The 23965-nt window shown below is 39.8% G+C and carries 28 protein-coding genes; 7 read left to right on the top strand and 21 right to left on the bottom strand.

The window, feature by feature from the left end; translation table 11 throughout:
• Positions 1-437, top strand: a 437-nt coding sequence (locus VMY36_03395; GenBank protein HUV42917.1) for a hypothetical protein, incomplete at its 5' end; no start/stop codon positions are given.
• 17 nt (positions 438-454) lie between these two features.
• Positions 455-2758 carry a penicillin-binding protein 1C gene (pbpC, locus tag VMY36_03390; GenBank protein HUV42916.1) on the top strand — a complete coding sequence of 768 codons (2304 nt, stop codon included), beginning with the start codon at positions 455-457 and terminating at the stop codon, positions 2756-2758.
• On the opposite strand, the gene VMY36_03385 is transcribed toward pbpC, so the two are convergent.
• From VMY36_03385 to VMY36_03335, 11 genes are all read right to left on the bottom strand, one after another.
• On the bottom strand, positions 2721-3638 hold the full coding sequence (locus VMY36_03385) for a serine hydrolase (GenBank protein HUV42915.1): 918 nt from the start codon (positions 3636-3638) through the stop codon (positions 2721-2723). The two genes, pbpC and VMY36_03385, sit on opposite strands and share 38 nt — an antisense overlap.
• A gap of 1 nt (position 3639) precedes the next feature.
• Positions 3640-4002 carry an MTH938/NDUFAF3 family protein gene (locus VMY36_03380; GenBank protein HUV42914.1) on the bottom strand — a complete coding sequence of 121 codons (363 nt, stop codon included), beginning with the start codon at positions 4000-4002 and terminating at the stop codon, positions 3640-3642.
• Entirely contained in the window at positions 3995-4810 is an 816-nt protein-coding gene (locus tag VMY36_03375; GenBank protein HUV42913.1) for a radical SAM protein, read from the bottom strand. Before VMY36_03375 ends, VMY36_03380 begins: the two co-directional genes overlap by 8 nt.
• Before the next feature lie 81 nt (positions 4811-4891).
• On the bottom strand, positions 4892-5878 hold the full coding sequence (locus VMY36_03370; GenBank protein HUV42912.1) for a carbohydrate kinase family protein: 987 nt from the start codon (positions 5876-5878) through the stop codon (positions 4892-4894).
• The gene (locus VMY36_03365) at positions 5875-6768 is read right to left on the bottom strand and encodes a class II fructose-bisphosphate aldolase (protein HUV42911.1); all 894 of its coding nucleotides are present in this window, start codon (positions 6766-6768) and stop codon (positions 5875-5877) included. Before VMY36_03365 ends, VMY36_03370 begins: the two co-directional genes overlap by 4 nt.
• Entirely contained in the window at positions 6765-7430 is a 666-nt protein-coding gene (gene deoC / locus VMY36_03360; GenBank protein ID HUV42910.1) for a deoxyribose-phosphate aldolase, read from the bottom strand. The genes VMY36_03365 and deoC overlap by 4 nt, the downstream gene beginning before the upstream one ends.
• On the bottom strand, positions 7427-8452 hold the full coding sequence (gene gap / locus VMY36_03355; protein HUV42909.1) for a type I glyceraldehyde-3-phosphate dehydrogenase: 1026 nt from the start codon (positions 8450-8452) through the stop codon (positions 7427-7429). The genes deoC and gap overlap by 4 nt, the downstream gene beginning before the upstream one ends.
• A complete protein-coding gene (gene pgk / locus VMY36_03350; protein HUV42908.1) occupies positions 8449-9495 on the bottom strand; it encodes a phosphoglycerate kinase in 1047 nt (348 codons plus the stop codon). The genes gap and pgk overlap by 4 nt, the downstream gene beginning before the upstream one ends.
• Positions 9492-10052, bottom strand: coding sequence for a hypothetical protein (locus tag VMY36_03345; protein HUV42907.1), 561 nt, complete (start codon positions 10050-10052; stop codon positions 9492-9494). Before VMY36_03345 ends, pgk begins: the two co-directional genes overlap by 4 nt.
• Positions 10049-10696, bottom strand: coding sequence for a triose-phosphate isomerase (locus VMY36_03340; protein ID HUV42906.1), 648 nt, complete (start codon positions 10694-10696; stop codon positions 10049-10051). The genes VMY36_03345 and VMY36_03340 overlap by 4 nt, the downstream gene beginning before the upstream one ends.
• 33 nt (positions 10697-10729) lie before the next feature.
• Positions 10730-10912: a hypothetical protein gene (locus VMY36_03335; protein ID HUV42905.1), complete on the bottom strand. Its 183-nt coding sequence runs from the start codon at positions 10910-10912 to the stop codon at positions 10730-10732.
• Positions 10913-10970: 58 nt separating this feature from the next.
• Here VMY36_03335 and VMY36_03330 point away from each other — a divergent pair, with 58 nt between their 5' ends.
• Positions 10971-11912: a CapA family protein gene (locus VMY36_03330; protein HUV42904.1), complete on the top strand. Its 942-nt coding sequence runs from the start codon at positions 10971-10973 to the stop codon at positions 11910-11912.
• Position 11913: 1 nt separating this feature from the next.
• Here VMY36_03330 and VMY36_03325 read toward each other — a convergent pair whose 3' ends face one another.
• The 6 genes from VMY36_03325 to VMY36_03300 all read right to left on the bottom strand — a co-directional run bounded on the left by VMY36_03325 (position 11914) and on the right by VMY36_03300 (position 18060).
• A complete protein-coding gene (locus tag VMY36_03325) occupies positions 11914-12324 on the bottom strand; it encodes an iron-sulfur cluster assembly scaffold protein (GenBank protein HUV42903.1) in 411 nt (136 codons plus the stop codon).
• Between the two features lie 2 nt (positions 12325-12326).
• Positions 12327-13490, bottom strand: a complete 1164-nt coding sequence (locus VMY36_03320) for a cysteine desulfurase family protein (protein ID HUV42902.1) — start codon at positions 13488-13490, stop codon at positions 12327-12329.
• On the bottom strand, positions 13487-13876 hold the full coding sequence (locus tag VMY36_03315) for an Rrf2 family transcriptional regulator (GenBank protein ID HUV42901.1): 390 nt from the start codon (positions 13874-13876) through the stop codon (positions 13487-13489). The genes VMY36_03320 and VMY36_03315 overlap by 4 nt, the downstream gene beginning before the upstream one ends.
• A 77-nt stretch (positions 13877-13953) precedes the next feature.
• Positions 13954-14586, bottom strand: a complete 633-nt coding sequence (locus VMY36_03310) for a prepilin-type N-terminal cleavage/methylation domain-containing protein (GenBank protein HUV42900.1) — start codon at positions 14584-14586, stop codon at positions 13954-13956.
• 31 nt (positions 14587-14617) lie between these two features.
• Entirely contained in the window at positions 14618-16594 is a 1977-nt protein-coding gene (locus VMY36_03305; GenBank protein HUV42899.1) for a sulfatase-like hydrolase/transferase, read from the bottom strand.
• A complete protein-coding gene (locus tag VMY36_03300; GenBank protein ID HUV42898.1) occupies positions 16594-18060 on the bottom strand; it encodes a PQQ-binding-like beta-propeller repeat protein in 1467 nt (488 codons plus the stop codon). The genes VMY36_03305 and VMY36_03300 overlap by 1 nt, the downstream gene beginning before the upstream one ends.
• Positions 18061-18120: 60 nt before the next feature.
• Here VMY36_03300 and VMY36_03295 point away from each other — a divergent pair, with 60 nt between their 5' ends.
• Both VMY36_03295 and VMY36_03290 read left to right on the top strand, forming a co-directional pair.
• Positions 18121-18336, top strand: coding sequence for a hypothetical protein (locus tag VMY36_03295; protein ID HUV42897.1), 216 nt, complete (start codon positions 18121-18123; stop codon positions 18334-18336).
• The gene (locus VMY36_03290; GenBank protein ID HUV42896.1) at positions 18309-19985 is read left to right on the top strand and encodes an alkaline phosphatase family protein; all 1677 of its coding nucleotides are present in this window, start codon (positions 18309-18311) and stop codon (positions 19983-19985) included. The genes VMY36_03295 and VMY36_03290 overlap by 28 nt, the downstream gene beginning before the upstream one ends.
• A gap of 119 nt (positions 19986-20104) precedes the next feature.
• On the opposite strand, the gene VMY36_03285 is transcribed toward VMY36_03290, so the two are convergent.
• On the bottom strand, positions 20105-20701 hold the full coding sequence (locus VMY36_03285) for a hypothetical protein (GenBank protein HUV42895.1): 597 nt from the start codon (positions 20699-20701) through the stop codon (positions 20105-20107).
• A 108-nt stretch (positions 20702-20809) separates the two neighbouring features.
• On the bottom strand, positions 20810-21064 hold the full coding sequence (locus VMY36_03280) for an RNA-binding protein (protein ID HUV42894.1): 255 nt from the start codon (positions 21062-21064) through the stop codon (positions 20810-20812).
• 302 nt (positions 21065-21366) lie between these two features.
• On the opposite strand from VMY36_03280, the gene VMY36_03275 reads away from it, so the two are divergent.
• On the top strand, positions 21367-22224 hold the full coding sequence (locus VMY36_03275; GenBank protein ID HUV42893.1) for an NUDIX domain-containing protein: 858 nt from the start codon (positions 21367-21369) through the stop codon (positions 22222-22224).
• A gap of 137 nt (positions 22225-22361) precedes the next feature.
• Here VMY36_03275 and VMY36_03270 read toward each other — a convergent pair whose 3' ends face one another.
• Entirely contained in the window at positions 22362-22487 is a 126-nt protein-coding gene (locus VMY36_03270; protein HUV42892.1) for a hypothetical protein, read from the bottom strand.
• Positions 22488-22547: 60 nt separating this feature from the next.
• On the opposite strand from VMY36_03270, the gene VMY36_03265 reads away from it, so the two are divergent.
• Positions 22548-22913 (top strand): hypothetical protein, encoded by a 366-nt coding sequence (locus VMY36_03265; GenBank protein HUV42891.1) that lies wholly within the window; start codon positions 22548-22550, stop codon positions 22911-22913.
• A 675-nt stretch (positions 22914-23588) separates the two neighbouring features.
• Here VMY36_03265 and VMY36_03260 read toward each other — a convergent pair.
• A partial coding sequence (locus VMY36_03260) for a hypothetical protein (GenBank protein ID HUV42890.1) occupies positions 23589-23965 on the bottom strand: 377 nt, incomplete at its 5' end.

The following is a 23965-nucleotide window of genomic DNA, read 5'->3' as shown; positions in this document are numbered from 1 at the left end:
CTCCAATGAGCTATGTCGCCTCAGGGATTACCGGCGCCTCGCCGATTTGGAACCAAATTATGACCTATGCCTTAAAGGATATGGAGCAAGAATGGCCAATGAAACCTGAAGGCGTGGTTGGCGCTAATGTTTGTGTTTTATCTGGAAAAATGCCTAATCCTGATTCCCCTTGCGAAACCCGTTTTGAATATTTTATTGAGGGAATGGTTCCCTCAGAAACCGAGAATTTAAAAACTTTTATCGAAATCGATAAAACTACCGGCCAAATGGCTAATGAGAAAACTCCGCCGGAAAATCGAGAACTCCAAGAACACCAGGTTATTTATGATCCTCTCGGCGCTCCCTATTGCCTTGACTGTATTCCACCAACCGAAGCAATGATTATCAGTCCTTACCTACCTCTTCCTTCTCAAACTTCTCCTTCACCTCAGCCTTAAAATAAGGTAAAATAGCAATGATGGCGGTTAAAAGGACAGGCACTATCTATACCGCCAAGAAACTTCGATCCAAGCAGAAAGCTGCCCCGGGTTTTTTTGGCAAAATCAAGGAATTAAACCTAATCAGTTGGTTAGGTTTAATTATCAAATTAATTGGTAAACCTTTTTATTGGCTCTTGCTCACTCTTGTTTTTATTAGTAGTTACTTCTTCCTCTTCGCTAAAAGTCTATGCCAACATCTCTTCTCTCTACTCCTTTACCGAATTGAAATTAAATTGCCTAAAATTCATCTACCGCGTTTTCATCTTCCCAGACCATCAAAAAAATGGTTCGCTTTTTTTCTGAGTTTTTGTTTATTGATTCTCTTTTCTATCTCATTTTTCTTTATCATCTTTAAAGATCTACCCCAACCTCAGCGTTTGATGACTCGAGACCAAATCGTTTCTACTAAAATTTATGATCGCCATGGCGAACTTTTGTATAAAATCTATCACAATCAAAACCGAACTCTTGTTCCCCTTTTAGATATTCCCTTGTCTTTAGTCCAAGCAACCATTGCGATTGAAGACGCTGAGTTTTATCATCACCACGGCCTTTCTCCTAAAGGCATTATTCGGGCCTTTCTCGCTAATCTCCGTTCAAGAAAACTTTATGGTGGTTCGACCATTACCCAACAGTTAGTCAAGAATGCCCTTTTGACACCAGAGAGAACCTTGCAGCGAAAAATTAAGGAAATTATCCTGGCTCTTTGGGTTGAATCAAAATTCTCCAAAGACGAAATTCTTCAAATGTATTTCAATGAAGTTGGCTATGGTGGTGCCGCCTACGGAATCGAAGAAGCAGCCCAAATGTATTTCGGTAAATCCGTCAGAAATCTCAACTTAGCCGAGTCGGCTCTCTTAGCTGGCTTACCTGTTTCCCCCACAACTTTCTCTCCTTTCGGTGCTTATCCGGAACTAGCTAAATCTCGTCAACTGACTGTCTTGAGGAGAATGAAAGAAGAAGGTTTTATTGATGAGAAGGAATTCGCCCAAGCCCGAGAGCAAGAGTTAAAATTTGCTCCCCAGAAAACTGATATCAAAGCGCCTCACTTTGTCATGTATCTTAAAGAATTATTAGTTGATCAATATGGCCTCAGACAAGTAGAAGAAGGCGGTTTAGAGGTTATTACTTCACTTGATCTAGACATTCAAAATCAAGCTCAAAAAATCGTCAGAGATGAAGTAACTAAACTCGGCCGGTTTTACATCACTAACGGGGCGGTTTTAGTCACCAATCCCCAAACAGGAGAAATCTTAGCGATGGTTGGCTCTCAAGATTATTTTGATTCCGAGAATGACGGCAACGTCAATGTCACCCTTCGTCCCCGTCAACCTGGTTCGGCTATTAAACCGGTTAACTACTCAATCGCTCTAGAAAACGGTTTCACACCGGCAACCATTATCCCTGATACACCGATTACCTACCAGATACCCGGCCAGCCGCCTTACTCTCCTCAAAATTATGATCATCGCTTCCATGGCAACGTCCCTCTTCGTATTGCTCTTGCTTCTTCTTATAATGTCCCTGCCGTTAAAGTTTTATCTGCTTTTGGGGTCGAGAGAATGATTAAACGTGGCCAAGAAATGGGGATCACTACTTGGGAGGATCCTTCGAGATTTGGCCTCTCACTGACTTTGGGTGGGGGTGAGATTAAAATGATTGATTTGGCGGTTGTTTACGGTACACTCGCTAATTTAGGCATGAGGGTTGATCTTAATCCGATCTTAGAAGTAAGGAATTATAAAGGAGAAACATTAAAACAAAACCAAAGGTTGAAAGCCCAGAGAGTTCTGGCACCTAATGTTGCCTATCTTCTAACTGATATTCTCGCTGATAACGCAGCTCGGACACCGGCTTTTGGTACTAATTCGGTTCTCAATATTCCCAATCATCCTCATGTTGCCGTCAAAACTGGTACAACCCAAAATATGAGAGACAACTGGACAATTGGCTACACCCCTGATTATTTGGTTGCTGTTTGGGTAGGCAATAACGATAATACGCCAATGAGTTATGTCGCTTCAGGGATTACTGGCGCTTCACCGATTTGGAACCAAATCATGGATAACTTGCTTAGAAAAATACCTGATCAAGAATTTCCTAGACCCGAGGAACTGATTCAAGTGGAAATCTGCCCGACAACCGGCACTTTACCTTGCGAAGGCTGTGGCGGCAAACAGGAGTTATTTTTACCTGGAACCGAACCAAAAACTCATTGTGATCCAGAAAAAATAAAGGAAATCAAAGAGCAGTCTCAAAATCCCAAACAATCTGAGTAATTTGGGGCAAAACCTCTAAAGCTTCAGACTCACGCGCGTCCTCAGTCATTATCACTAAAACAAATGGGGGTTCAGCAAAAATTATGCCAGCATCAGAATAAACACCGGTTAAAGTTCCAATTTTATGAGCAACACGAATATTCTCAGGAACACCCTGGGGCAAACGATCTTCAAAATCAGTTTCCGTTAAAAACTGAAGGAGTTCATCAGTATTTTCTTGATTAATCAGTTCACCCTCATAAAGTCGCTTAAACAACAAGCCAACTTCCTCGGGTGTTATTTTTTCTATTATTTCCTCTTTAGTAACCTGACGCATAATTTTAAAAGCGGTATTGTCTGAATGTTGGGCCATATACTCGATCAGTTGTCGATAAGTATACTGACTGCCTGCTAGTTCTGATTGGAGAAGACCGGCTCCTTGAACCTTATCTTCTTCTTTGAGAGTATATTTAGTTTCTAAATTAACTTTACCTTCTTCTGCTTGTTGATAAGCAGCAATCATCACCGGCAGTTTATTTAGAGAAGCCGCTGGAAAAACCTTCTCTTGGTTTAAACCGTAATTATAGCCATCTTTAAACCGATAGACATAAATGCCATAAGTCCCTGATAAATCTTGGGTTAATTCCTTAAGCTGGATTATAGTCTGATCAGGATTAAAATGTCCTTTCGGTAGACGGGAAATAACTTTGGGCGCCGTAATTTTTTCCCAAATCTTAGGAGCCTCTGCCTGAAGATAGAAAAGAACACTGGCTAAAACCGTCACAATAAACAAAACAATGATCGCTTTTCTCCCCTCGCCACGATGCTCTTTTCTTTCTTGTTTTTTGATTGGCTTAATACCAGGAAGGGCTTGCTGTTCGCTTTTAGGTTTAAAAATCATTTTAACAAGTAGTATGAATTAAAGCATTAACTCGTTTGCCTTCTTTGATCAATTGATTATAGCGCTTCACCACTCCAGGAGTAAGCGTTGTTTGTAATTCAATCTTTCTTTTTTCCAGTTCTTTTTTAAAACCATCATCTAACCTAACCAAGCCACTCCAACCAGTAGCCACCAGAATGATTTCCGGATTGCCAGAGAGAAGTTTTTCTTTCTCCCAATCGCCTATTTGGTGAGTGGTACCAAAAAGCTCATGTAATTTATCGCTTCTTCTCTCAATCACCTGATCACCAAAAATCAACACTTGATGATAGTTTCGACCATCAATCTTGACTTCCCCCCAAGAAACTTTACCAATTCTAGGCATGGTGATAAACTCCTGACACTTTTATTTTAAATTTTTTAGCTACCTTTTCAAAATCAACTCCCACCTGGCCAAGATAATCAGAATTTTTAAATTTTTCTTTTTTAAAAAGAGGCAAAAACTGAGGATAATGTTTTTTTAGAAGATTAATTAAGGCTGTCCAATTTTCTCCCCGAGTATTCAAGGTTTCACCCATAGCCGTATCAAGATAACGATGAGTCACTTTAAAAATCGCTTCAAAATCAGTAAAGTAAGGCAGGATTGGACCAAGATGAATATAGGTAGCCACATCTGCCTGATGCAATTTTTTTAAGGCTTCAACTCTTTCCTTAGGTAAGGCCACCCTGGGTTGAAAAATTCGGGTGGCTCTTTCATCCATGGTGATAAAACTCATCCCTACTTCAATCTCTTTGAACTTTTTGAACAAATCAATGTCGCGAACCACTAATTTTGACTGAGTCAAGATGCTAACTGGGAAATTAAATTGAGAAAGAATCTCTAAACATTGGCGGGTTAATTTGTACTTTACTTCGATTGGTTGATAGGGATCGCAAACTGATGAAAGAAAGATTGTTGGCTTGCTTCTCAGTCGTCTAATATCCTTAATTAAAACTTCAGGGGCATTGATTTTAGCGTCAACAAAAGAACCCCAGTCTTCGTTATCATGACCGGTGTATCGCTTCATATAGCGAGCATAACACCAAACACAATTATGAAGACAGCCAACATAAGGATTAATCACATAATCACAACCCGGTAATTTACTAGGGGAAAGAATAGTCCGACAAAGCCTTTCTTTGATTTTAACCATCAGTTATATTTTACCAAAGTTTTCGGGTTTTGTTCAGGGGAAATTTTCAAGAAAATATCTGAGTAATAGAGATGTGCAAAACTAGCCTTTTTCCCAATGATAGTTGAGTTTTTTATTAAGCCAAAAATCTATTTCCTTTTCTCTAATTAGACCGGCTTTCGCCCCAAATTGGGTGACGGCTGCCGCTCCATTAGAAACCCCCAATTTTAGCGCTTTTTCTAAATCCCAACCTTTAGCCAAACCGGCAATTAAACCGGCGCCAAAACCATCACCGGCGCCAGTGACTTCAACCACTTTCATTTTAAAGCCATCAGTAATTAATTTACCTTTTTGAGGGACACAAACATGGGCTCCCTTGGAACCTTCGGTGGTTACCACCATCACTTTAGGTAAAGTTAAACAAGCTTTATCAAAAACTTTATCATCAACAATCGTCACCCCTAGAAGCTTGGCCGCTTCCTCTCGATTAAGGATTAAAATATCAAAATCCTGGGCAATTTTTAAAAACTTTTTTTTCTGCTCTAATTCTTTTCTGCCCGGATTAACGGCCATTTTAATACTATTTTTCTTGGCATAACTAGTTAATTCCTCAATTAAAGCTAAATTACCTTCCAAAGAAGATAGATAAAACCAAAAAGCATTAAGTTTTTTGAAATCAATTATCTTCTTATCTAAGCGGGTGCCACCACGATAAACCAGAATTGTCCGATCGCCATCTGGAGAAACAAGAATGGTCGAATAGTCAGTTTCTTCACCCTCAATTTGAACCAAAAACTGGTCATCGACCCCTTCTTTTTTAATCTCTTGGCGAATGATTTTCCCAGCAAAATCCCAGCCGCTCCGAGCGACCACCGCCGCCTTCAATCCCAAGCGAGAAAAACCAACGGCCGTATTGGTCCCTCCTCCACCAGAACAAATCACCAGTCTTTCTACTTCTGATTTAGTACCATAGGGAACAGCAATCGCTTTGTTGGTAAAAAATTCAGTTGATCGGATCACCTTAATATCCGACGAAGTCAGGAAAACGTCAAGAACAGCAGAGCCGAAGGAGATGGTGTCGAATTTCATAATTGATTAGTTTGGTCTTCAGTGGTGGGCGTGGTTGCCTTACCTTCTGAACCAAAAAGCCTAATTTTTTCCTCAACCACTTTCTGAACGGCAGCAATAACCGGTGGCATAATCTTGTAAATGGCAACCTCTTCTGAACCTTTTAAAACGTTTTCCAAAGTCTCCCGGTAAGCTACCCGTAGTTCGGTATTGACATTAATTTTGACAACCTTGCCAAGATTAATTGCTTGTTTAATATCCTCCTCAAGTAAACCGGAACCACCGTGAAGAGAAAGGAAACAAGGTAATTTCTCGGCAATCATTCTCAAACGTTCCAAATCAAGTTTTGGGGGCTGCTTATAGGTTCCATGAAGATTGCCAATAAAAACCGCCAAAATATCGACACCTGTTTGGCTAACAAATTCAGCCGCTTTTTCTGGGTCAGTATAACTACCACTGGCTTGAACCGATTCAGGCTCTTCTTGATGCGGGGCTGAGGTGCCTAAAATCTTATCAAATTCACCCTCAACCAGAATTCCTTTTTCGTGTGCTTGTTGAACAATCATCTTGGTAATTTTAATGTTTTCCTCATAAGCCAAATCAGAACCATCAAAATGAATCAAATCAAAACCCGACTCAATCCCTTCTTGAGCTTCTTCTAAACCCAAAGAATGATCAAGGTTGGTTAAAATCGGCAAGCCTGTTTCTTTTTTGAAATTTTCAACCACACAATCAAAATTCTGGTGACCAAAGAATTTTATTTCCCCAGGTGAAGCTTCAATAAGAAGGGGTGACTTAAGTTCAACTCCAGCCTGAATTACGCCCTTAATAATTTCCAAATCACCAGCATTGAAAGATCCTAAAGCATAACCACCGCTTTTAGCCAGGTTCAAAATTTCTTGGACATTCATTTTTTCGCTCCTTTAATAATCGCCACTGCTTTAGAGGTGCCAATTCGATCGGCTCCTTTTTCAAGAAAGGCAACCGCCTGTTTATAAGTATTGATTCCTCCAGCTACCTTGATTTTTATTTTCTCCCCAACTACGCTCCTGATTAACCCGACATCTTCCAAGCTTGCGCCTCTTGATCCCCAACCTGAATTGGTTTTAATAAAGTCTGCTCCAGATTTAAAGACGATCTCGCTCGCTTTTTTAATTTCACTCTCAGTCAATAAACTGGTCTCAATAATAAATTTTATTAAAGTATTACCTTTAATATTTTTAGCGGCCGCAATCACCGCTTCCATTTCGGCTAAGACCTGATCCTCCTTACCCGCCTTAAACAAACCGACATTCATCGAGACATCAAGCTCATCAGCCCCTTTCTTAGCCGCCTCAATGGCTGTCAAGACTTTTATATTTTGGGTTTCTTGACCTAAGGGAAAAGCAATCACCGTGCCTACGACTCCGTCAGCCATTATCTCTTTGGCTAAAGAAACATAGCAGGGATTAACAAAAGCCGCATGAAGTTGATATTTTTTGACCGCTTGACAAAGGGCTTTAATCGTTGCCGGCGTCGCCTCAGGATGATGGTTAGCCAAATCAAGGCACCAGGCTAAATCCTTTTTTCTCATTTCTTATTGCCTCCCACTAAAATAGCTTCATCAAGTAAGCGACAACAATAACCCCATTCATTGTCATACCAAGCGACAACCTTAACCAAATCATGATCCACCACCTGAGTCAGATTAAGATCAATAATGGCCGAAGCGGTTGAACCAAGAATATCAGTTGAAACTAGAGGTTCTTCGGTTACCTCGACAATGCCCTTGTATTTACCCTTAGCCGCCTTCTTAAAAATCTGATTCACTTCCTCAATTGTCGTTCTCTTAGTTACCAAAAAAACAAAATCAGCAATGGAACCACAGGCTACTGGGACTCGATAAGCCATACCATCAAAAAGACCAGAGATCTCGGGAATAACCCGAACTGTAGCTCGAGCCGCCCCAGTAGTTGTAGGCACAATATTAAGCGCTGCCGCTCTTGCCCGCCGTAGGCTTTTACCTGAACCGTCAACTAATTCCTGGTTAGCCGTATAAGCGTGAATCGTACTCATCATCCCCTTTTCAATCCCCAAATTCTCCCAAATTATTTTGGTGACAGGGGCAACACAATTGGTTGTACAAGAGGCATTATTGACCACACTACCCCGATATTTTTCTTCATTAACGCCAACGACAAAAGAGGGCGTGTCTTCCGAAGGAGCGGAAATGATCACCTTTTGGGCCCCTGCCTGAATATGCTTTTTAGCATCAATTCCCTTAGTAAAAATACCGGTGGCTTCAATAACAACGTCAACCCGATGCTTATCCCAAGGAATTTTAGCGGGATCGGGCTGGGCTAAAATTGGAATTCTCTCTTTGCCAAAAATCAAGCCGCCAATTTCATCACCTTTATTTTTCGCTTCAAACTCAAAATTTTCTCTAAATTGGCCATAAACTGAATCATACTTCAACATATGAGCCCAACCTCGGACATCCATACTCCCTGAAGTGTTGATGGCGACAATTTTAATCCTGTTTTTATAATGGTTCCTGGCGGCCCGAAAAGTGACTCGGCCAATCCGGCCAAAACCATTAATCGCCAATCTGATCATTCTTGCCTCTCTTTTTTAATTGCTTCAACTCCTGGTAAGGTCCCTTCTGCTAAAAATTCCAACATCGCGCCCCCTCCAGAAGAAATATAATCAATCTTGTCTACTAAACCAAATTTAGTTAAAGCCGCCTCAGTATCGCCACCGCCAATCACCGTATAAGCCCTGCTTTTAACCACTGCCTGAGCAATCCGTTTCGTCCCTTGATTATATTCTTCCTTTTCAAAAGCACCCATCGGCCCACTCCAAATAATTGTTCCGGCCTTTCTAATTATTTTTTCAAATTCTTTAATCGAAGCTTCGGTAATATCTTCACCATCACGCTTCAAGTCACCACTAACTTTTTCTTTTTTTACTAATTTTGGGAAGCCATTATAAATAACCAATTTTCCGCCAACCAAAATAGAATCAGCCCAACCAATCATTTTCCTGGCCGCTTCAATTTTACTGTATTTAACTCCACCCAAAATAACGACCACGGGTCGGCGTGGGTTTTGGAGAACCTTAGTTAAAGTCTCTACCTCTTCAACTAAATCTAAACCAGCGGCTGAGGGTAAATAGCGGGGAATACCGACAATCGAAACGTGTTGACGGTGAGAAACGGCAAAAGCATTATTAATGTAAATTTCGCCTAATGAGGCTAATCTTTTAGCAAACCCCTTATCATTCCTCATCTCCCGAGCATCAAAACGCAAATTTTCTAAGAGCAAGATTTCTTTGGGTTTCAGTTCCTTAACCGCTCTTTTGGTCTTTTCCCCTAAAACTTCGGCTGATAAACGAACTTCTTTACCTAAAAGCAAACTTAATTTTTCGGCCACCGGCTTTAAGCTCAAACCTTTAACCACTTTCCCTCCAGGACGATCAAGATGGGCCAAGCCAATCACTTTTGCCCTTTGGGAAAATAAATAATTAAGGGTTGGAATGGAGTCTTCAATTCTAGTGACATCAACTACTCGACTATCTTGGCCTAAAGGAACATCATAATCAGCTCGAAAGAGAACTGTTTTCTCAACCAGATTAAGATCTTTAACGCTGGGCAGTTTCATTTTTTCTTAGCTTTGTCTTCTTTTATCTTTGCAATTACCTTTTCAACTAACTTAACCGGATCTCGGTCAAAAATTACTTTTCTTTTGCCTTTTTTAGCTACCTCAAGGATTCGTCTAATTTCGTCGGCCACTCCCCCTGAACCTTCCAAAATTCCGACGATTTCGTTTTCTTCAAAAGCGGCCGTAAATTCATTCAGGGTCCCAATTCGACCATCAATAATAATCGTGGCATCACTACTCCGAACCATTAAAAGATTCCTGCCAGTATAACCAAACTCAGCATAAATAATATGATCAAAGACTTTAGGGTCCATGGGCAGATGATATTTATTTTTGTGTTCGGCTTCACTTCCGGCCGGCGAAAAACCAATATTATTCCCCCTCGCTTTTTTAGCCGCCTTAGCCGCCTCATAAGGTACTCCTGAAGTCGCCCCGGTCACTAAAACATGACCTTTCTTAGCAATTTCTCGACCAACAACCCGGGCTAAAGGATAAGCACCTTCAGCATTTTTTCCTGATTCACCACCACTAACACAAATTTTGTATTGGTTTTTCATTTAAAACCTCCAACTAAATCGAGTAATTCTTCTTCTGGTTTTTCTGCCAAAACGACGTCAGTAGCCACCAAAATCCCTTTAGCCCCTAGTTTTAAAGCGATTTTAACATCTTTCTGCGAATGGATTCCCGCCCCTACTAAAACCGGGATTCCTTTTATAGCTTCAGTAAAATCTTTAATCACCTCAGGTTTAGTTGAAGCAACTGAATCCGTCTGACTACCAATAAATTCGGGCGGTTCATAAGCTAGAAAATCTGGCCTGGCCTCGAGAATCGCCTGAGCTTCTTCGAGATTATCCGCACAAACTAAAACTTTTAATTTTAAAGCGCGACAGCGTCTAATTGTCTCTTTGACCACTTCGACAGGCAGTTTGCATTCTGAATGATTCAAGAGAGTGCCTTTAGCCCCAGCTGCCACTATGGCTTGAGGTAAAATCTGGCCAGTATTGGACCCAAAGCCAATATCATCAAGGTGCTGGGACCAAACTGGAAAACCTTGACTTGATAAGGAAAAAAGGTCAACTGACTGAACAAGAGGAATAACTTTAACCGAAGTTTTCCTTTCCACCGCCTGGCAAATCTTAGCCAATTTAACGGCTTCTTTACCTGTGCCTTCTTGGTAGGTCTTAAAATTAACAAATATCATCTCTCTTCATCATAACTTCTTCATTCTTGCCATTCAAGCTTCGATTCGAGCGTAAAGACCAAAGGCCGCTAAAACGACGGCGACTAATAACCACTGAGTTGAAGCTAAAATAAGATCTTGATAAAGAAAACCCCAAGTGGCAGCCAAAACCGAAAGAGCCGAACCGACCATTAAAACTTGAGAAAGAGTCCTCCAGTCTTTTTTCTTAATTTTCATTTTCTTTCACCCCCCTTCCTATCAAAACTTTCCTCTATTTCATTGTACAATATTCTTGATGAAAGCAAAATTTATTAGTTTCCTCATCTTGTTTTTAATTCTCATCTTTCTTTTGTTTAATTCTGGCCTCTTTCTAAATAAAACCGAATTAACTAAAAACACTTTTCCTCAATCTCTTTTCGGCCTTCTTTTAAGAGAAAAAGAAGAAGCGATTACGTTGATCGCCGTTGGTGACGTCATGCTTGGCCGGAGCGTTAATGCCAAGATGCGCTCTTTAAACGATTTCACTTATCCCTTTTTAAAAACCGCTTCCCTACTCAAATCAGCTGACTTAACCTTTATTAATCTGGAGTCACCTTTTTATTCTGATTGCCCAACGACTAATGAAGGAATGATTTTCTGTGCTGATCTAAAAGTAATTGAAGGTTTACTTTTAGCTGGGATTGATATTGCTAATTTAACCAATAATCATATTAGAAACTACGGGAATGAGGGATTAAATTTAACCCAAAATCTCCTTTCTGAAAGTAAAATTGATTTTCTTGGGCCCGAAAAGAATTTTATTATCAAAGAAATTCGGGGAACAAAAATCGGTTTTCTAGGTTTTAACCTTACTTCAGGCTACCAAAAAGAAAAAATTATTGAACAGGTTGCCAAAGAAAAAGATAAAGTAGCCATTCTGATTGTTTCCTTTCATTGGGGAATCGAATATGCTCCAGAACCCTCTTTAAAACAAATCGAATTAGCTCATCAAGTCATTGACGCCGGCGCTAATTTAATCTTAGGTCATCACCCTCATGTTAGCCAAAAAATAGAAGATTACCACGACGGCAAAATTGTTTATTCCCTAGGCAATTTTGTCTTTGACCAGCCGTGGTCTGAAGCCACCAAAAAAGGCTTGATTGGAATCTTTACTTTTCAAAGAGACAAATTAGTTAAAAGTGAATTCAAAGAAATTTATATTCAAAACTATTCCCAGCCAGAATTGATTGAAAGATAGATTATTTTTTCTTTTGCTGATAATCCTTAATTGCCTTTTTCAAAGCCGCGGCCGCCAAAACTGAACAATGAATCTTGGCAGGCGGCAAACCACCTAAAGCCTTGGCAATTGATTGCCTGGTCATCTTTTGGGCTTCAGCAAGAGTTTTACCCTTAACCATGATGGTTAACATGCTTGAGCTAGCAATCGCCGCCCCACAACCTAAGGTTTGAAATTTGATGTCCTTAATATATTCTTGATCTTTCTTTTTCCCTACTTTAATAAACAAGCGCATGACATCACCACAAACCGGATTACCCTCGGTCCCCATGCCATCAGGATTTTTAATTTCTCCCAGATTCTGGGGATGACGAATGTGTTTCATCACCTTTTCAGAATAAAGACTTGGATAAAGATTGCCGAAATCAGCCATTTTTAAACTCCTTTTGGTGCCATTCTCCTTAATTTTTTAACAATGATTGGTAAAATTTTAATCACATAATCAACTTCCTCTTGAGTTGTTTCTTTACCTAAAGAAAAACGTAAAGAACCATGAGCTTCCTCTACCGGAATACCCATGGCCGTCAAAACATGGGAGGGTTCTAGGATACCCGAAGTACAAGCTGAACCTGAAGAAGCGGCAATGCCTTGATCCGACAATTCTAAAAGCATGGCCTCGCCTTCAGCCCCTTTAATCACAAAAGAAGCAATATCAGGCAACCTCTTGGTTGGATGACCAGTTAATTGAGCATTAGGAACGTTGGCTAAAACTCCCTTGATCAATCTGTTTCCAAGCTTGGTCACTTGCTTAACAGCGTCCTTTTTTTCCTTGTCAGCAATTTTAATTGCCTCACCTAAGCCAATAATTAAAGGAACGGCTTCGGTTCCAGGCCATAAACCCTTCTCATGATGACCACCAAAAGTAATTGGTTCAATTTCAATCCCCTTTCTAAGATACAAGACACCAACACCCTTGGGACCGCCAAACTTATGGGCGCCAAAGGTCATTAAATCCACCCCTAAATTCTTAACCTTAAAATCAAGATAATCAATGACCGCCGCCGCATCGGTATGAAAAGGAAGATTACTTTTTCTGACTAAACGACTAATTTCTTTAATTGGTTGAATCGTACCCATCTCATTATTGGCATACATAATGGTAATCAAAACAGTTTCTTGATTTATTGCTTTTTCCACGTCTTTGGGATTAACCATTCCGTGTTTATCAACCGGAATAACCATCAGTTTAAAACCTTCTTTTTCCAAAGCTCGACAAACGTCCAAAACCCCATGATGTTCAATGGCAGAAGTAATAATCTGATTGCCTTTACCTCTTTTTTTCGCGGCTCGAGCGACGCCTTGAATAGCTAAATTACCACTGGTGGTGGTTGTTCCCGTAAAAAAGATTTCTGAAGTTTGACAACCTAATACCTGGGATACCTGACTACGAGCTGACTCAACTGCTTCTCTTGCCTCTCGTCCCCAGGAGTGAACCGAGGAAGGATTGCCAAATTTCTCTTTAAAATAAGGAAGCATTCTCTGTAAAACCCTGGAATCAACAGGCGTCGTCGCCGCGTAATCAAGATAAACTTTTTTCATTTGATTAAATCCTTCAAAGTTTTACCTTCAATTGTTTCTCTCACTTTATCACCGACTTCAGTCCAAACATCCTTTTGGCCACAAATCATCGCCTTAGGACAACCAAAACAAGCCCCAATCTCCACTGGTCCCTCCAAAATCTCAACTATCTCGGCAACGGAAACCTTTTGAGGCTGTTTCTTTAAAAAATAACCGCCACCTTTGCCTTGTTTGGCCTCAATCAAGCCAGCTTCCCGTAAAGGCACAATTACCTGTTCTAGGTACTTAAAAGGTAGTTTTTTCTGTTTAGCAATTTGCCGCAAGGCGATTGGACCTTGACCATAATTTTTTGCCAAGGCAATCATTAATTCCAAACCATAATCAGTCTTTTTAGTTAAACCAAACATTTTTCTTTAAATAAGTAACTCCTACTATCAAGGTAGGAGTTTACAGCTAGGGAAAATATTTGTCAAGAGTCTTTTTTTTAATCAGGAATTCTTTTTCCTCTTGAGTCATGACATTTGTTAGCTTTGGCGCTACAATCAACCCCGCCACAAGCCGAGTCATTCTCAAAAACTTGAGGACATTGACTGATAAGAGGATCCTCAAATTCAACACATCCACCTTCTGCTCCACTACCAGGAGCACAAGCATAGTAAAGTACACAATCCTTATTCACCCGAATATTAGTACTCGCCAAACCATAGTTATATTTACACTCTGGCCCGCAACCATTTCGACAACCAACTTTATCAATCCCAGAGTCTTGAATATTCTCCAAATTCGTCAAGATTTTGAACCACTGGCTACATTCTTCATCTTCAACTTCATAGCCGTAACCTATTCCCTTAGGATCGCAGGGAAAATTTTTTAAATAAGGCTCACCTTCTAAACCAAAGTCCTCACCACACTTAGGTAATTCCTGAGGAAAGCAATCATAATCAAAATAATAATCATAAAGAGCCACTTTAATTAACTGAAGATCTGCTTTGCGATGGGCATCCCTGGCTTTTTTTAATTGAGGGGGAGCGTTAACGGCTACCAGAATAAACAAGAGGCCTAAAACCGTTATCACAACCAACAATTCAATCATTGTTAGGCCTTCTCTTCTCTTCATTATTTCTACTATAACAAATTAATCGGGAATTTTAATAGCCAACCACATCGCCCAGAGGTGGCCCGGCTGGCTCAGCTTCCTGAAAAATTTCTTGACGGTTTTCTCTTAACTGATCAACCAAACTCAAGAGTTTTTCCTTTAACTGACTAACAACTCTTGGATTGGTCCTGGCTAAATCAAACTTATCATTTAAATCAGTTCTAATATTAAAAAGCTGATCTTCACCGGTAAAAAAATCATGGATTAATTTGTAATCCCCTAAAATAATAGCTCTTTTTTCAGTCCCCCGACCCGTTCCTTCAGAAAGAATTTCCTTATCAGGCAGAAATTGACCTTCAATCAAAGGTTTAAGACTTCTACCTTTTGCTTCGCTGGGAATTCTTTCACCTATTAAATCAATGATGGTTGGAAAAATATCAATCAAAGAAACATTCTGATAAACTTTTCTCGGTTCAATTCCTGGACCAACAATAATCAAGGGAATCTTGATTGTCTCCTGATAAAAAGTCAGACCATGACCCAAACCACCATGATCCCAAAGTTCCTCACCGTGATCAGCCGAAATAATTAAAACTGTCTTTTCCATCAGATCTAATTGGTCCAACTTTTCCCAAACCTGACCGATAGCGGCATCAACCAAGCTGACATCACCATCATAAAGTTCGACTAGAGCCTGTTTATCAATTTCTCGCCAGCGAATTTTATCTGGCTGATAAGCACTCGCTTTTCGCAATTCTTGCTCTCGACTCCGACTAATTTCCTTAAGGTCAGGACTGTAATCAGGCCCTGGATCGTAAGGAGCATGGGGATCAATATAATGAAGCCAGAGAAAAAAACGCTTGTCCTGGAAGTCTTCTAGCCAAGGTAAGGCCCAACGATTAATTTCCCAAGCCCGAGTCTCAAACTGTTTGAGCCCAGAGGGACCTACCAGAAAAGTGTAATAATTGGCTAATCTTTTCTCGACGCCGGGGATTCGATTAAGAAGGAGAGTTAAAGCCATGTTCTTAAAATGAAACTGATAGTGATAGGGCATGAGTTTTTCAAGATTGACAAAGCCATCAAAACCCTGATCAAAACCCCGAGGTACAGAAAGAAGTTCATTAGTTAGAATCGCTTGGGTATTATAACCTAAGGTTTGCATTCTCTCGGCAATGGTTTCAACCTGATTGGTTAAACGATTGGTTCTTTCAATCTCGCCAAAAGATAGATTGTCGACACTAATTTTTAATTCCGTGGGTAAACGCGAGGAAACCATTGAAGCTAAAGAAGGCAAAGTCCAGGGTGCATTGACAAACATTTGTTCAAAAACAACCCCCTGTTCAGCAATTTGGTCAAGCTGAGGAGTAACTCTTGACTGATAACCATAGGCGCCAAGATGGTCAGCCCGCTGGGCATCAATCGTTAATAAAACAATATTCGGCTTTTCTGAAGTGGCTACCTGATTAATTTTGGCTTTTTTGGGCAAACCAGGTAACCCGTTAAAAAAATGATTAACGGTCAAGCCAAGAACCAAAAAACTTAAACCCACAAAAAGAAATAAAGAAAATCCGGCGAAGACTTGGCGAACCCTTAACCAAATTTTTTTCTTTTTTTCTAAAAAAACAACCAGAGTAAAGAAGAGAAAACCAAAAAAAGCACCACTTAAACTAGCCATTGTTATAACCAAACCGAATATTATTTTCTTTTGAAAAACGCTTTGGAGACGACCAAAAAGGAAAATAAAAACCACCAAGCCAATCAGAAAACCTAAGTTAGCAGGAATCAGCCAATTAGATTTTTTTGGCTTCTTTTTTATTAGCCAACCAAAAATTAAAGCAAAAATCACGCCTAAAAGAGCGAAAAAGACAGCGTGGAGAAAAAGAATAAAAGCAATCGCGATTAAAGAAGTTAAAGGAAAAACCGCTAAGTCATGGAAAGAAGACAAAAGAATTGAAGTCGATTGTTGGCAACCAAAAGCCATACCAATCAAACTCCCTGTCACCAAACCGGTTAGTAAATTTTTTTTCATTATTTGATTAATTTATTAAGGATTAAGGCAATTATTACGCCGCCAACAATAATTCCTAGAGATAACTTAATTCCTAGAATTCTTTGCCAGCCTACTTGTTTAAGACTAATTTCATCGAACCAAACCGTCCCGCTACCCTCAACTAAACACCAAATATCAGCGGCGATCGCTTTTTCTGGGGGAGTAAAAATGGTTTCGTAGCGCGTCCATTTGGTCGTCCGTTGATGATCTGGCGTTCTGGCAGTCAAACCTACCTGACCACCTAATTCATCAACAAAAACAACTTCAAAACGAGCAAAACCATCTAAATCCTGACTTTTAATAAAGCCAATCAAATCATATTTGCTGCCTGGTTTGACTGGATAATATTGGTGCCAAAAAATCTGACCGGTACCATCGTAATCGATCCGAGCACTCCGCTGGCCATCTTTAAAAACATTTTTTTCCCAACCAAAAGTTCCCTGCCCTTCAGCTAAAAGATTTCCCCGAATCCAATTATCGGGCCAATCATCACCATCTTTATCTTTTTCAAAGCTACCTAAAAAATTAGTATCATCCTTTCTCTCCGAAGCATTCCTGAATTCCCAAACAATTTTACCTTCAGGCGTCACTTCAATCACCCGAGCGTGAGAAGAATCACTAATCAGAGTGTTACCATTGGCTAAACGATCGGCTTCATAAGGAAAACTTAAAAAGTCGGCATACTCCCACACTATCTCACCATCAGTTGTCACCTCAATCACCCGATGATGACGAGCATCAGTAATTAAATAATGACCGTTTTCCAATTGATCAACGTCCCGTGGCCAATAAAGAGGATTGTCTTCTTCTCCCTTATAAGACCAAACTACCTGACCAGCACTATTAACCTCAATTACCTGATCATTCTCTGAATCACTAATTAGGGTGTTACCATTGGCTAAACGGTCGGCGTTATGAGGTTGATTTAACTGCTTTTTCTGCCAATAAATCATTCCTGAACGATCAATTTCCAAAACTCGGTCATGATTTCGATCGGTAACTAAAAAATGACCATTGGCAATTTCTTCAGCATCATTGGGATAATCTAAACGAGTGTCATCAACTAATTTTCCATTGGGCCAACTTTCTGAAGACCAAACGACTTCTTTATCTCGATTAATCTCCAGCAAACGATCATTAGTCGTATCAGCAATTAGGAAATTGCCATTAACTAACGGTTCAGCGCTATGGGCGAAAACTAATTCGTCTTGATAGGACCAAACCACCTTGCCTTGTTGATCAACCTCAATAATTTCGCTACCCTGATTCGTCCAATCTTGACCACCACCATCAGCAATTAAAAAATGGCCATTCTCCAGACGTTCAATTCCAAAAGGACGATCAAGAACCACTTCTGTTTGAGAATTCTGAGAATAGATTTTTGGGGCAAAAATTAAAAAAGCCGCCAACAAGGGCAGGCAACCAAAAAAAAGTCCTCTTTTCATCATCCCCAATATAAGGAGTGAGGCTTGATTTGTCAAATTTAATCAATTATTCTTAGTCTGATGTTTAAGCTTGAACCAGCGTTCCTTTTAACCTTTTTATTTGCTGGTTATGTTGATTTGGGAACAGGTCAAGTAATTGCTACTTCAATCGGGCCGATTTTAGCCGCGGTTCTCGCTTTCTTCTTAGGTATTTTTGGTTTTTTCCTTCTCCGTTTTAAACACATCGTCAAAAAAATCCGCGAAAAATTATGGCCCAAAAAAGAGTCGTCATCTTAGGGATTGACGGTTTAGAGCCTAAAATTGTTAATTCCCTCATCAAAGCGAAAAAATTACCTCATCTGACTCAATTAAGCTATTATTCAGAGCTCCAATCCACTATTCCGCCGCAATCACCCGTGGCTTGGGCCAGTTTTATAACTGGCGTCAATCCAGAAAAACACCATCTTTTTGATTTTGTTAAGCGTCAAGCCAAAAACTACCAACCCTATCTTGCTTACTCCATGGAAGCTAAGGAGCCCGCGATTCAAGCCAAACCTTTTTGGCAAGCCAGTCAAAAATTAGCCACCAAAGTTCTTTTTCTGCCTAATACCTATCCAGCCAGCCAGTTAAACGGTCAAATGCTTTCGGGCATGGGAACACCTGATCTTTCAGGTACCGAAGGCAGTTTTTGTCTTTACACCAGCAAAAAATCAAGAAAAAAACTGAAGCGGGGTAATGCCATTTTTATTGAAAAGAAGAAAATCATCCAAACAACGATCCAGGGACCCAGATACCAGTCGCTTCAAGAAACTAAAATCAGTCGCCTTCCCTTAATCATTAAAACCAAAAGAAATTCTTTGGAAATTGAAATTCAAGGAGAAAAAATTTCTCTTAAAGTTGGCCAGTTTTCTCCTTGGCTAAGACTAGCCTTTAAGGTTGGCTTTTTCAAAAAAGTTTTTGGTCTGGCTAAATTCTATCTTCATTCCCTTCAACCAGAAATTAAGCTTTATCTTAGTCCGATTAATCTTGATCCCCAAAATCCGCTCTACGCCATTTCTTTCCCTAAAGACTATTCTCGAAAAATCGCCCGAAAATATGGTGATTTCTCAACTCTAGGCTTACCCCATGACACCTGGGCTTTTCAAGAGGGAATTTTTGACCAAACCACCTTCCTCCAACAAGCTGATGACCTTCTTCAAGAAAGAAAAAAAATCATTTTAGGTGAACTAACTAATTTCCCCACCGGCCTTTTTGTTGCCTATTTAGGAACAACTGACGCCATCCAACATATGTGCTGGGGTCAAAAGAAAATTATTACTGATTATTATCAGAAAATGGATAGAATTGTTGGTCAAATTAAAAAACAGCTTAAACAAGATGATCTTTTCTTGGTTCTTTCAGACCATGGCTTTGGCGCTTTTAATTATGAAATTCATCTTAACGCCTGGTTAAGAGATCAAGGTTATTTGAGTTTAAAAAAAGGCCAAACAGGTAAAGAAATTCTAGAAAACATTGACTGGTCAAAAACCAAAGCTTATGCCCTTGGTTTTAATAGTCTTTATCTCAATCTTAAAGGCCGTGAAGGCCAAGGAACAGTCACCAGAAAAGAAAAATCAAAATTAATTAAAGAAATCAGTCAGAAATTAAAGACCCTTAAAAATCCGCAAAACAAACAAAAAGTCATTAAAAATCTTTATCCAGGTAAAGAACCAGACTTAATTATTGGCTATTATCAAGGCTACCGAGCTTCCTGGGAAACGGCTGTGGGCGCCACCCCTGAGGATGTTTTCAAAAAAAGAACCGAAAAGTGGCAAGGTGATCATCTTTTTGATGTTACTGAAGTCCCAGGCGTCTTTTTTGCCAACCGAAAGATAAAACTGAAGAAACCAATGATTACCGACGTTATCCCTCTGGCTTTAAGAGAATTAGGGATCCGCTTTCCTTAACTACCAATAACCTAAATTTCTTAGGCGTCTTTTAATTTCCTCTTGCTCTGCCTCTTTTTTGGCTTGTTTCTGAGACTTTTTCTCTACTTTCTTCTTTGTTCTCTTAAAAGGATTCTTCATTATTCTTCTACTCCCTGCATTAACTGATCCATATCCATAAAGTTAACATTGGCTGGTGGCTCAAACTGAGAGTCAGAAACAATGGCCGGCAGACAACGATATTCGGCTTCACTAGCAACACTGGCTTGACCTTCTTGAGCATAATCCTCAGACGTCTCCCAAATATCTTCTTCAAAACACATCTTGACTCCTTGACTTTCATCTTTATTCCAACTCCACATACACTTATCCTTCATAATTACGTAACCTTGTTTACCCTGGGCCATCATCTCACCGTAAATATTCTTGCCCTTAATATAGCTAGTTCCGGTATTGTCGCCTTGAGTGTAAGTACATTTCATGGGTACGCCCCGAGCGACCACTTCTTTAATCTTACCGACAAATTCCTCTCCTGTTTCGCCTGATTCCTTTTTAATCTCACCAGGCACTGAAGGCAGAGAAAGACCACCTTTACCGAGAACCATGTAAGCTACAATCGCGCCGCCAACAATAACAACGGCAATAATAACAATTGGTAAAAACTTCTTCACTTTCTCACCCCCTTTCTTTTGAACTACCTTTTCTCTAATTAAAAAGATTCTGTCCCATTTTACCATAAACCAAACAACCCAATAAATTGGAGAGAATTAGTCCTTCTTCACGGAAAAAGTTAGAGCTAATCTTAGCTCAAATCAAGAAGTTTTTAAATCCAAAGCTAATTAAACTTAACTTTTCTGGGGCCGAGCTTCATTAACAACCATATTCCGTCCTTGAAGATCTTTTTCATTAAACATTTCAATTGCTTTCTTGGCTTCTTCGTCACTACTCATTTCTACAAAGCCAAAGCCCTTAGAACGACCAGAATATTTATCGCTAATAACAACCGCGCTTAAAACTTTACCAGCTTGAGCAAACAATTCTCCTAGCTGATCCCCGGTAACACTGTAATCGAGATTACCAACGTAGAGTTTAGTACTCATTTTTCACCCCCTTTCCTTATTTCGGCAATTTCTTTGGAGACCGCGAGGAGACCAAAAGAAAACCTTAAAAAATATTAACAAGAACAGATAATAACAAAAATCATAAAAAAAAGAAATACGAAATTTTTTCTAATTTAGAAAGCCAGATAAGACTGAATAATTTCTAGTGCAATTTAACGAGACTACCTTCTCTTTTTCTTTTACCAAAAACCCAATTTTTCTTGTTTATTAGAATCCGAACAACATAAATGATATAATCATTCACGCCTGCAAAATAATTCTCCTGCTCAAAAAATAACATCATGGAAAACAATAAAACGCTGACAACCGTTCGAGCTTTAATACTGAATGAATCTAATAAAATAATTCTTTTAAAAAGAAGTCCTTCCCGGCTTTATAATAAAAATAAATGGGAACTGCCGGGCGGTAAAATAATTAAAAGATTAACGCTCAACGACGCCATTGAACAAAAAGTGTATGAGGAAGCAAAAATAGTAATTAGGGTAACTTCCGATAATTACTTTTGTCAAAGTCGCATTGTCACCGAAAAAGGAAAATACAGTGATTTTGTTTATCTAGAAATCACCACCTCAGCCGATTTTATTAGTGGCACTGTAAAAATTAATCAAAAAGAACACTCAGACTTCCAGTGGATCAATATTTTCCAAGCACAAGAATTAGACTTATCTCATGAATCAAACAAGGCAATTTCAAATTATATATTTAACAAATACATCGAACCTAAGAAACAAAAGAAACTTGAGATAGTGGGCAGAGCCTTAATCAAACATAAAAACAAGTATCTGGTATTAAAGAGATCAGTAAAAAGCTTATTCCCCGGTACATGGGAATTGCCTGGAGGCAAATTAGATTCTTTTGAATTGTTAAATGAAAGTTTAAAGCGGGAAGTTTTTGAAGAAACCGGACTTCTAATTGACATCAAGAAACCGGCACTACAAATAAGTAGCAGGATCTCTACAGAAATCACTTACGAAGGTATCACCTTTATTATCGTTATAAATGAAGCCTCAATAAGATCTGGAAAAATTAGATTGAGCAAAGAACATGATGACTACAAATGGGTAACCCAGAGAGAAATTTTAAAATTAAACCTAACCCCTTCAATTAAATTACCCCTGAATGAGATTTTTTTGAAATAGCAGAGGATTACTTTCAGACTTTTTAAAAAGGCTAGTGAGAAAAGGTTCAAAGAAATTGACTTCGGGAAGGGGAGACACAAAACTCAGTATTGCTACTAAGCAATATGTCTCACCCCTCCCTTCAGCCAGTGCGGTCACTAAACCTCAATCTCCCACCATCTGGAGCGGGCCATGACACCCATGGTGGAACCGTCCTTTTCGGCAGTAATCCAAACCAACCCGACGGGATCGTTTTCCCCTGCTTCCCAGAGCTTTGGCTCCATATTGTAAGCCTCAGCTACGAAAGTGAGGAATCCTTCTGGATCTCGAGTAACCAGGTCCCAATGGAATGCAGGGGTTTGGGGTCCGTCCGGGAAGAACTGGTCCTCTATATAAAAGGCCCTGTGGGGGGTTTGTTCTCCTACTACGCGATGGTACCACCGCTGATGATCCTCAGCCGGCAATCTGAGATATTCGCCTCTTGCCTCAGCAACGGCCAGAGCGTCTTCGAAAGTGCTGTGGCGAAACCCGACGTGGTGCAGGTAGATGTCGGATTGGAAGGAATACAGGACTATCAGAGCCAAGAGGCGATCATGTTCTTGACGCCACTGGCTGACAGCCACTATATTCGAGTCATACCTCGCTCCGCCCATCCAACCGAACCCTACCTGACCGATGTCAGGTACTGGCGTAAGAGAGAGACCCTCTGACTTCCCATGCCAAAGGAGTTCCCCCATCTTGCCGTGAGCTATGAAGGGAGCCAGAGAAGATGACTCATCCGGCCTTCCTCCAGCCCAGTCGCCTACTGAAACGATCGAGGTATTGTCTGGTCCCACTTGTCCCAGACAAACATAGGCGAACCGCCCGTGTGCTGAACACAGAAAGTCCGCAAAGCGATATTCTCTGAGGAGACCATCCGTACTTAGGCTCTTAGCTGTCTTCATCTTGTTTCTCCCTTCCTAAATTGAATAGGTTAGTGACCGCCGACAGAGTAGCTACGACAATTCATAGACACTCTGTCAACGACCACCGGAGAATCGAACCGCACTGACTTTTAAAAGAACTTACTCTATAAACAGAAATTAGGATGCATTTAATCTGAATCTATTTAATAGAGTGGAACAATATTACTAAAACCAAGACTAGAAGTCAATATTATAGGGCAGTAATTTTAGCTCCCCCTAAAGGACTTATTCATCAACCAGAAACTAGAATTTGGCATTGGTCTGCAAGACCTAAAAATAGTGTTTAACAATCTCGGATTTTCCCAAACAGACTACGCTTTCGTTACTTAGCAAATTTCTTATAACCCCGTTTGGCTTGTTTCCTTCGTGGACGAAGTTAGAACTAGTTTGAGTTTTAATGACTTATCCGTCAGATCTGGATTAAATTCTTTTAGTAAAAATACAAAAGAACAAGGTTAAAAAAAATATTCCGCCTGAAACGATAGGAAAATATACAAATACTCCAGGATTAAAAGGAGGATTGAATTTAAATATCCCTTCGAAGATCACAAGCAAAACCATCGCCGTAATAAAAGCGGTCCAGCCATCAAAGAACCTGTACAATCTTTTATCGAGAGGATTTTTAGATATTTCGCTAAATTTCATTAGACTATGCCTTATATAAGAACCTAAACTTTTCTCAATAAAATTAAGGGCCAAAAAACTCAATAAAAAACTTAATGGAACATTTTCCAATATGTAATTAACCAAAGCTGATGTATATAAACTACCAGCGTTTATCCAAGTTAAAGTATAGG

The organism is Patescibacteria group bacterium (assembly GCA_035529375.1).
Lineage (GTDB): Bacteria > Patescibacteriota > Microgenomatia > PFEM01 > JAHIFH01 > DATKWU01.
This window is presented reverse-complemented; position numbering and strand designations above follow the sequence as displayed.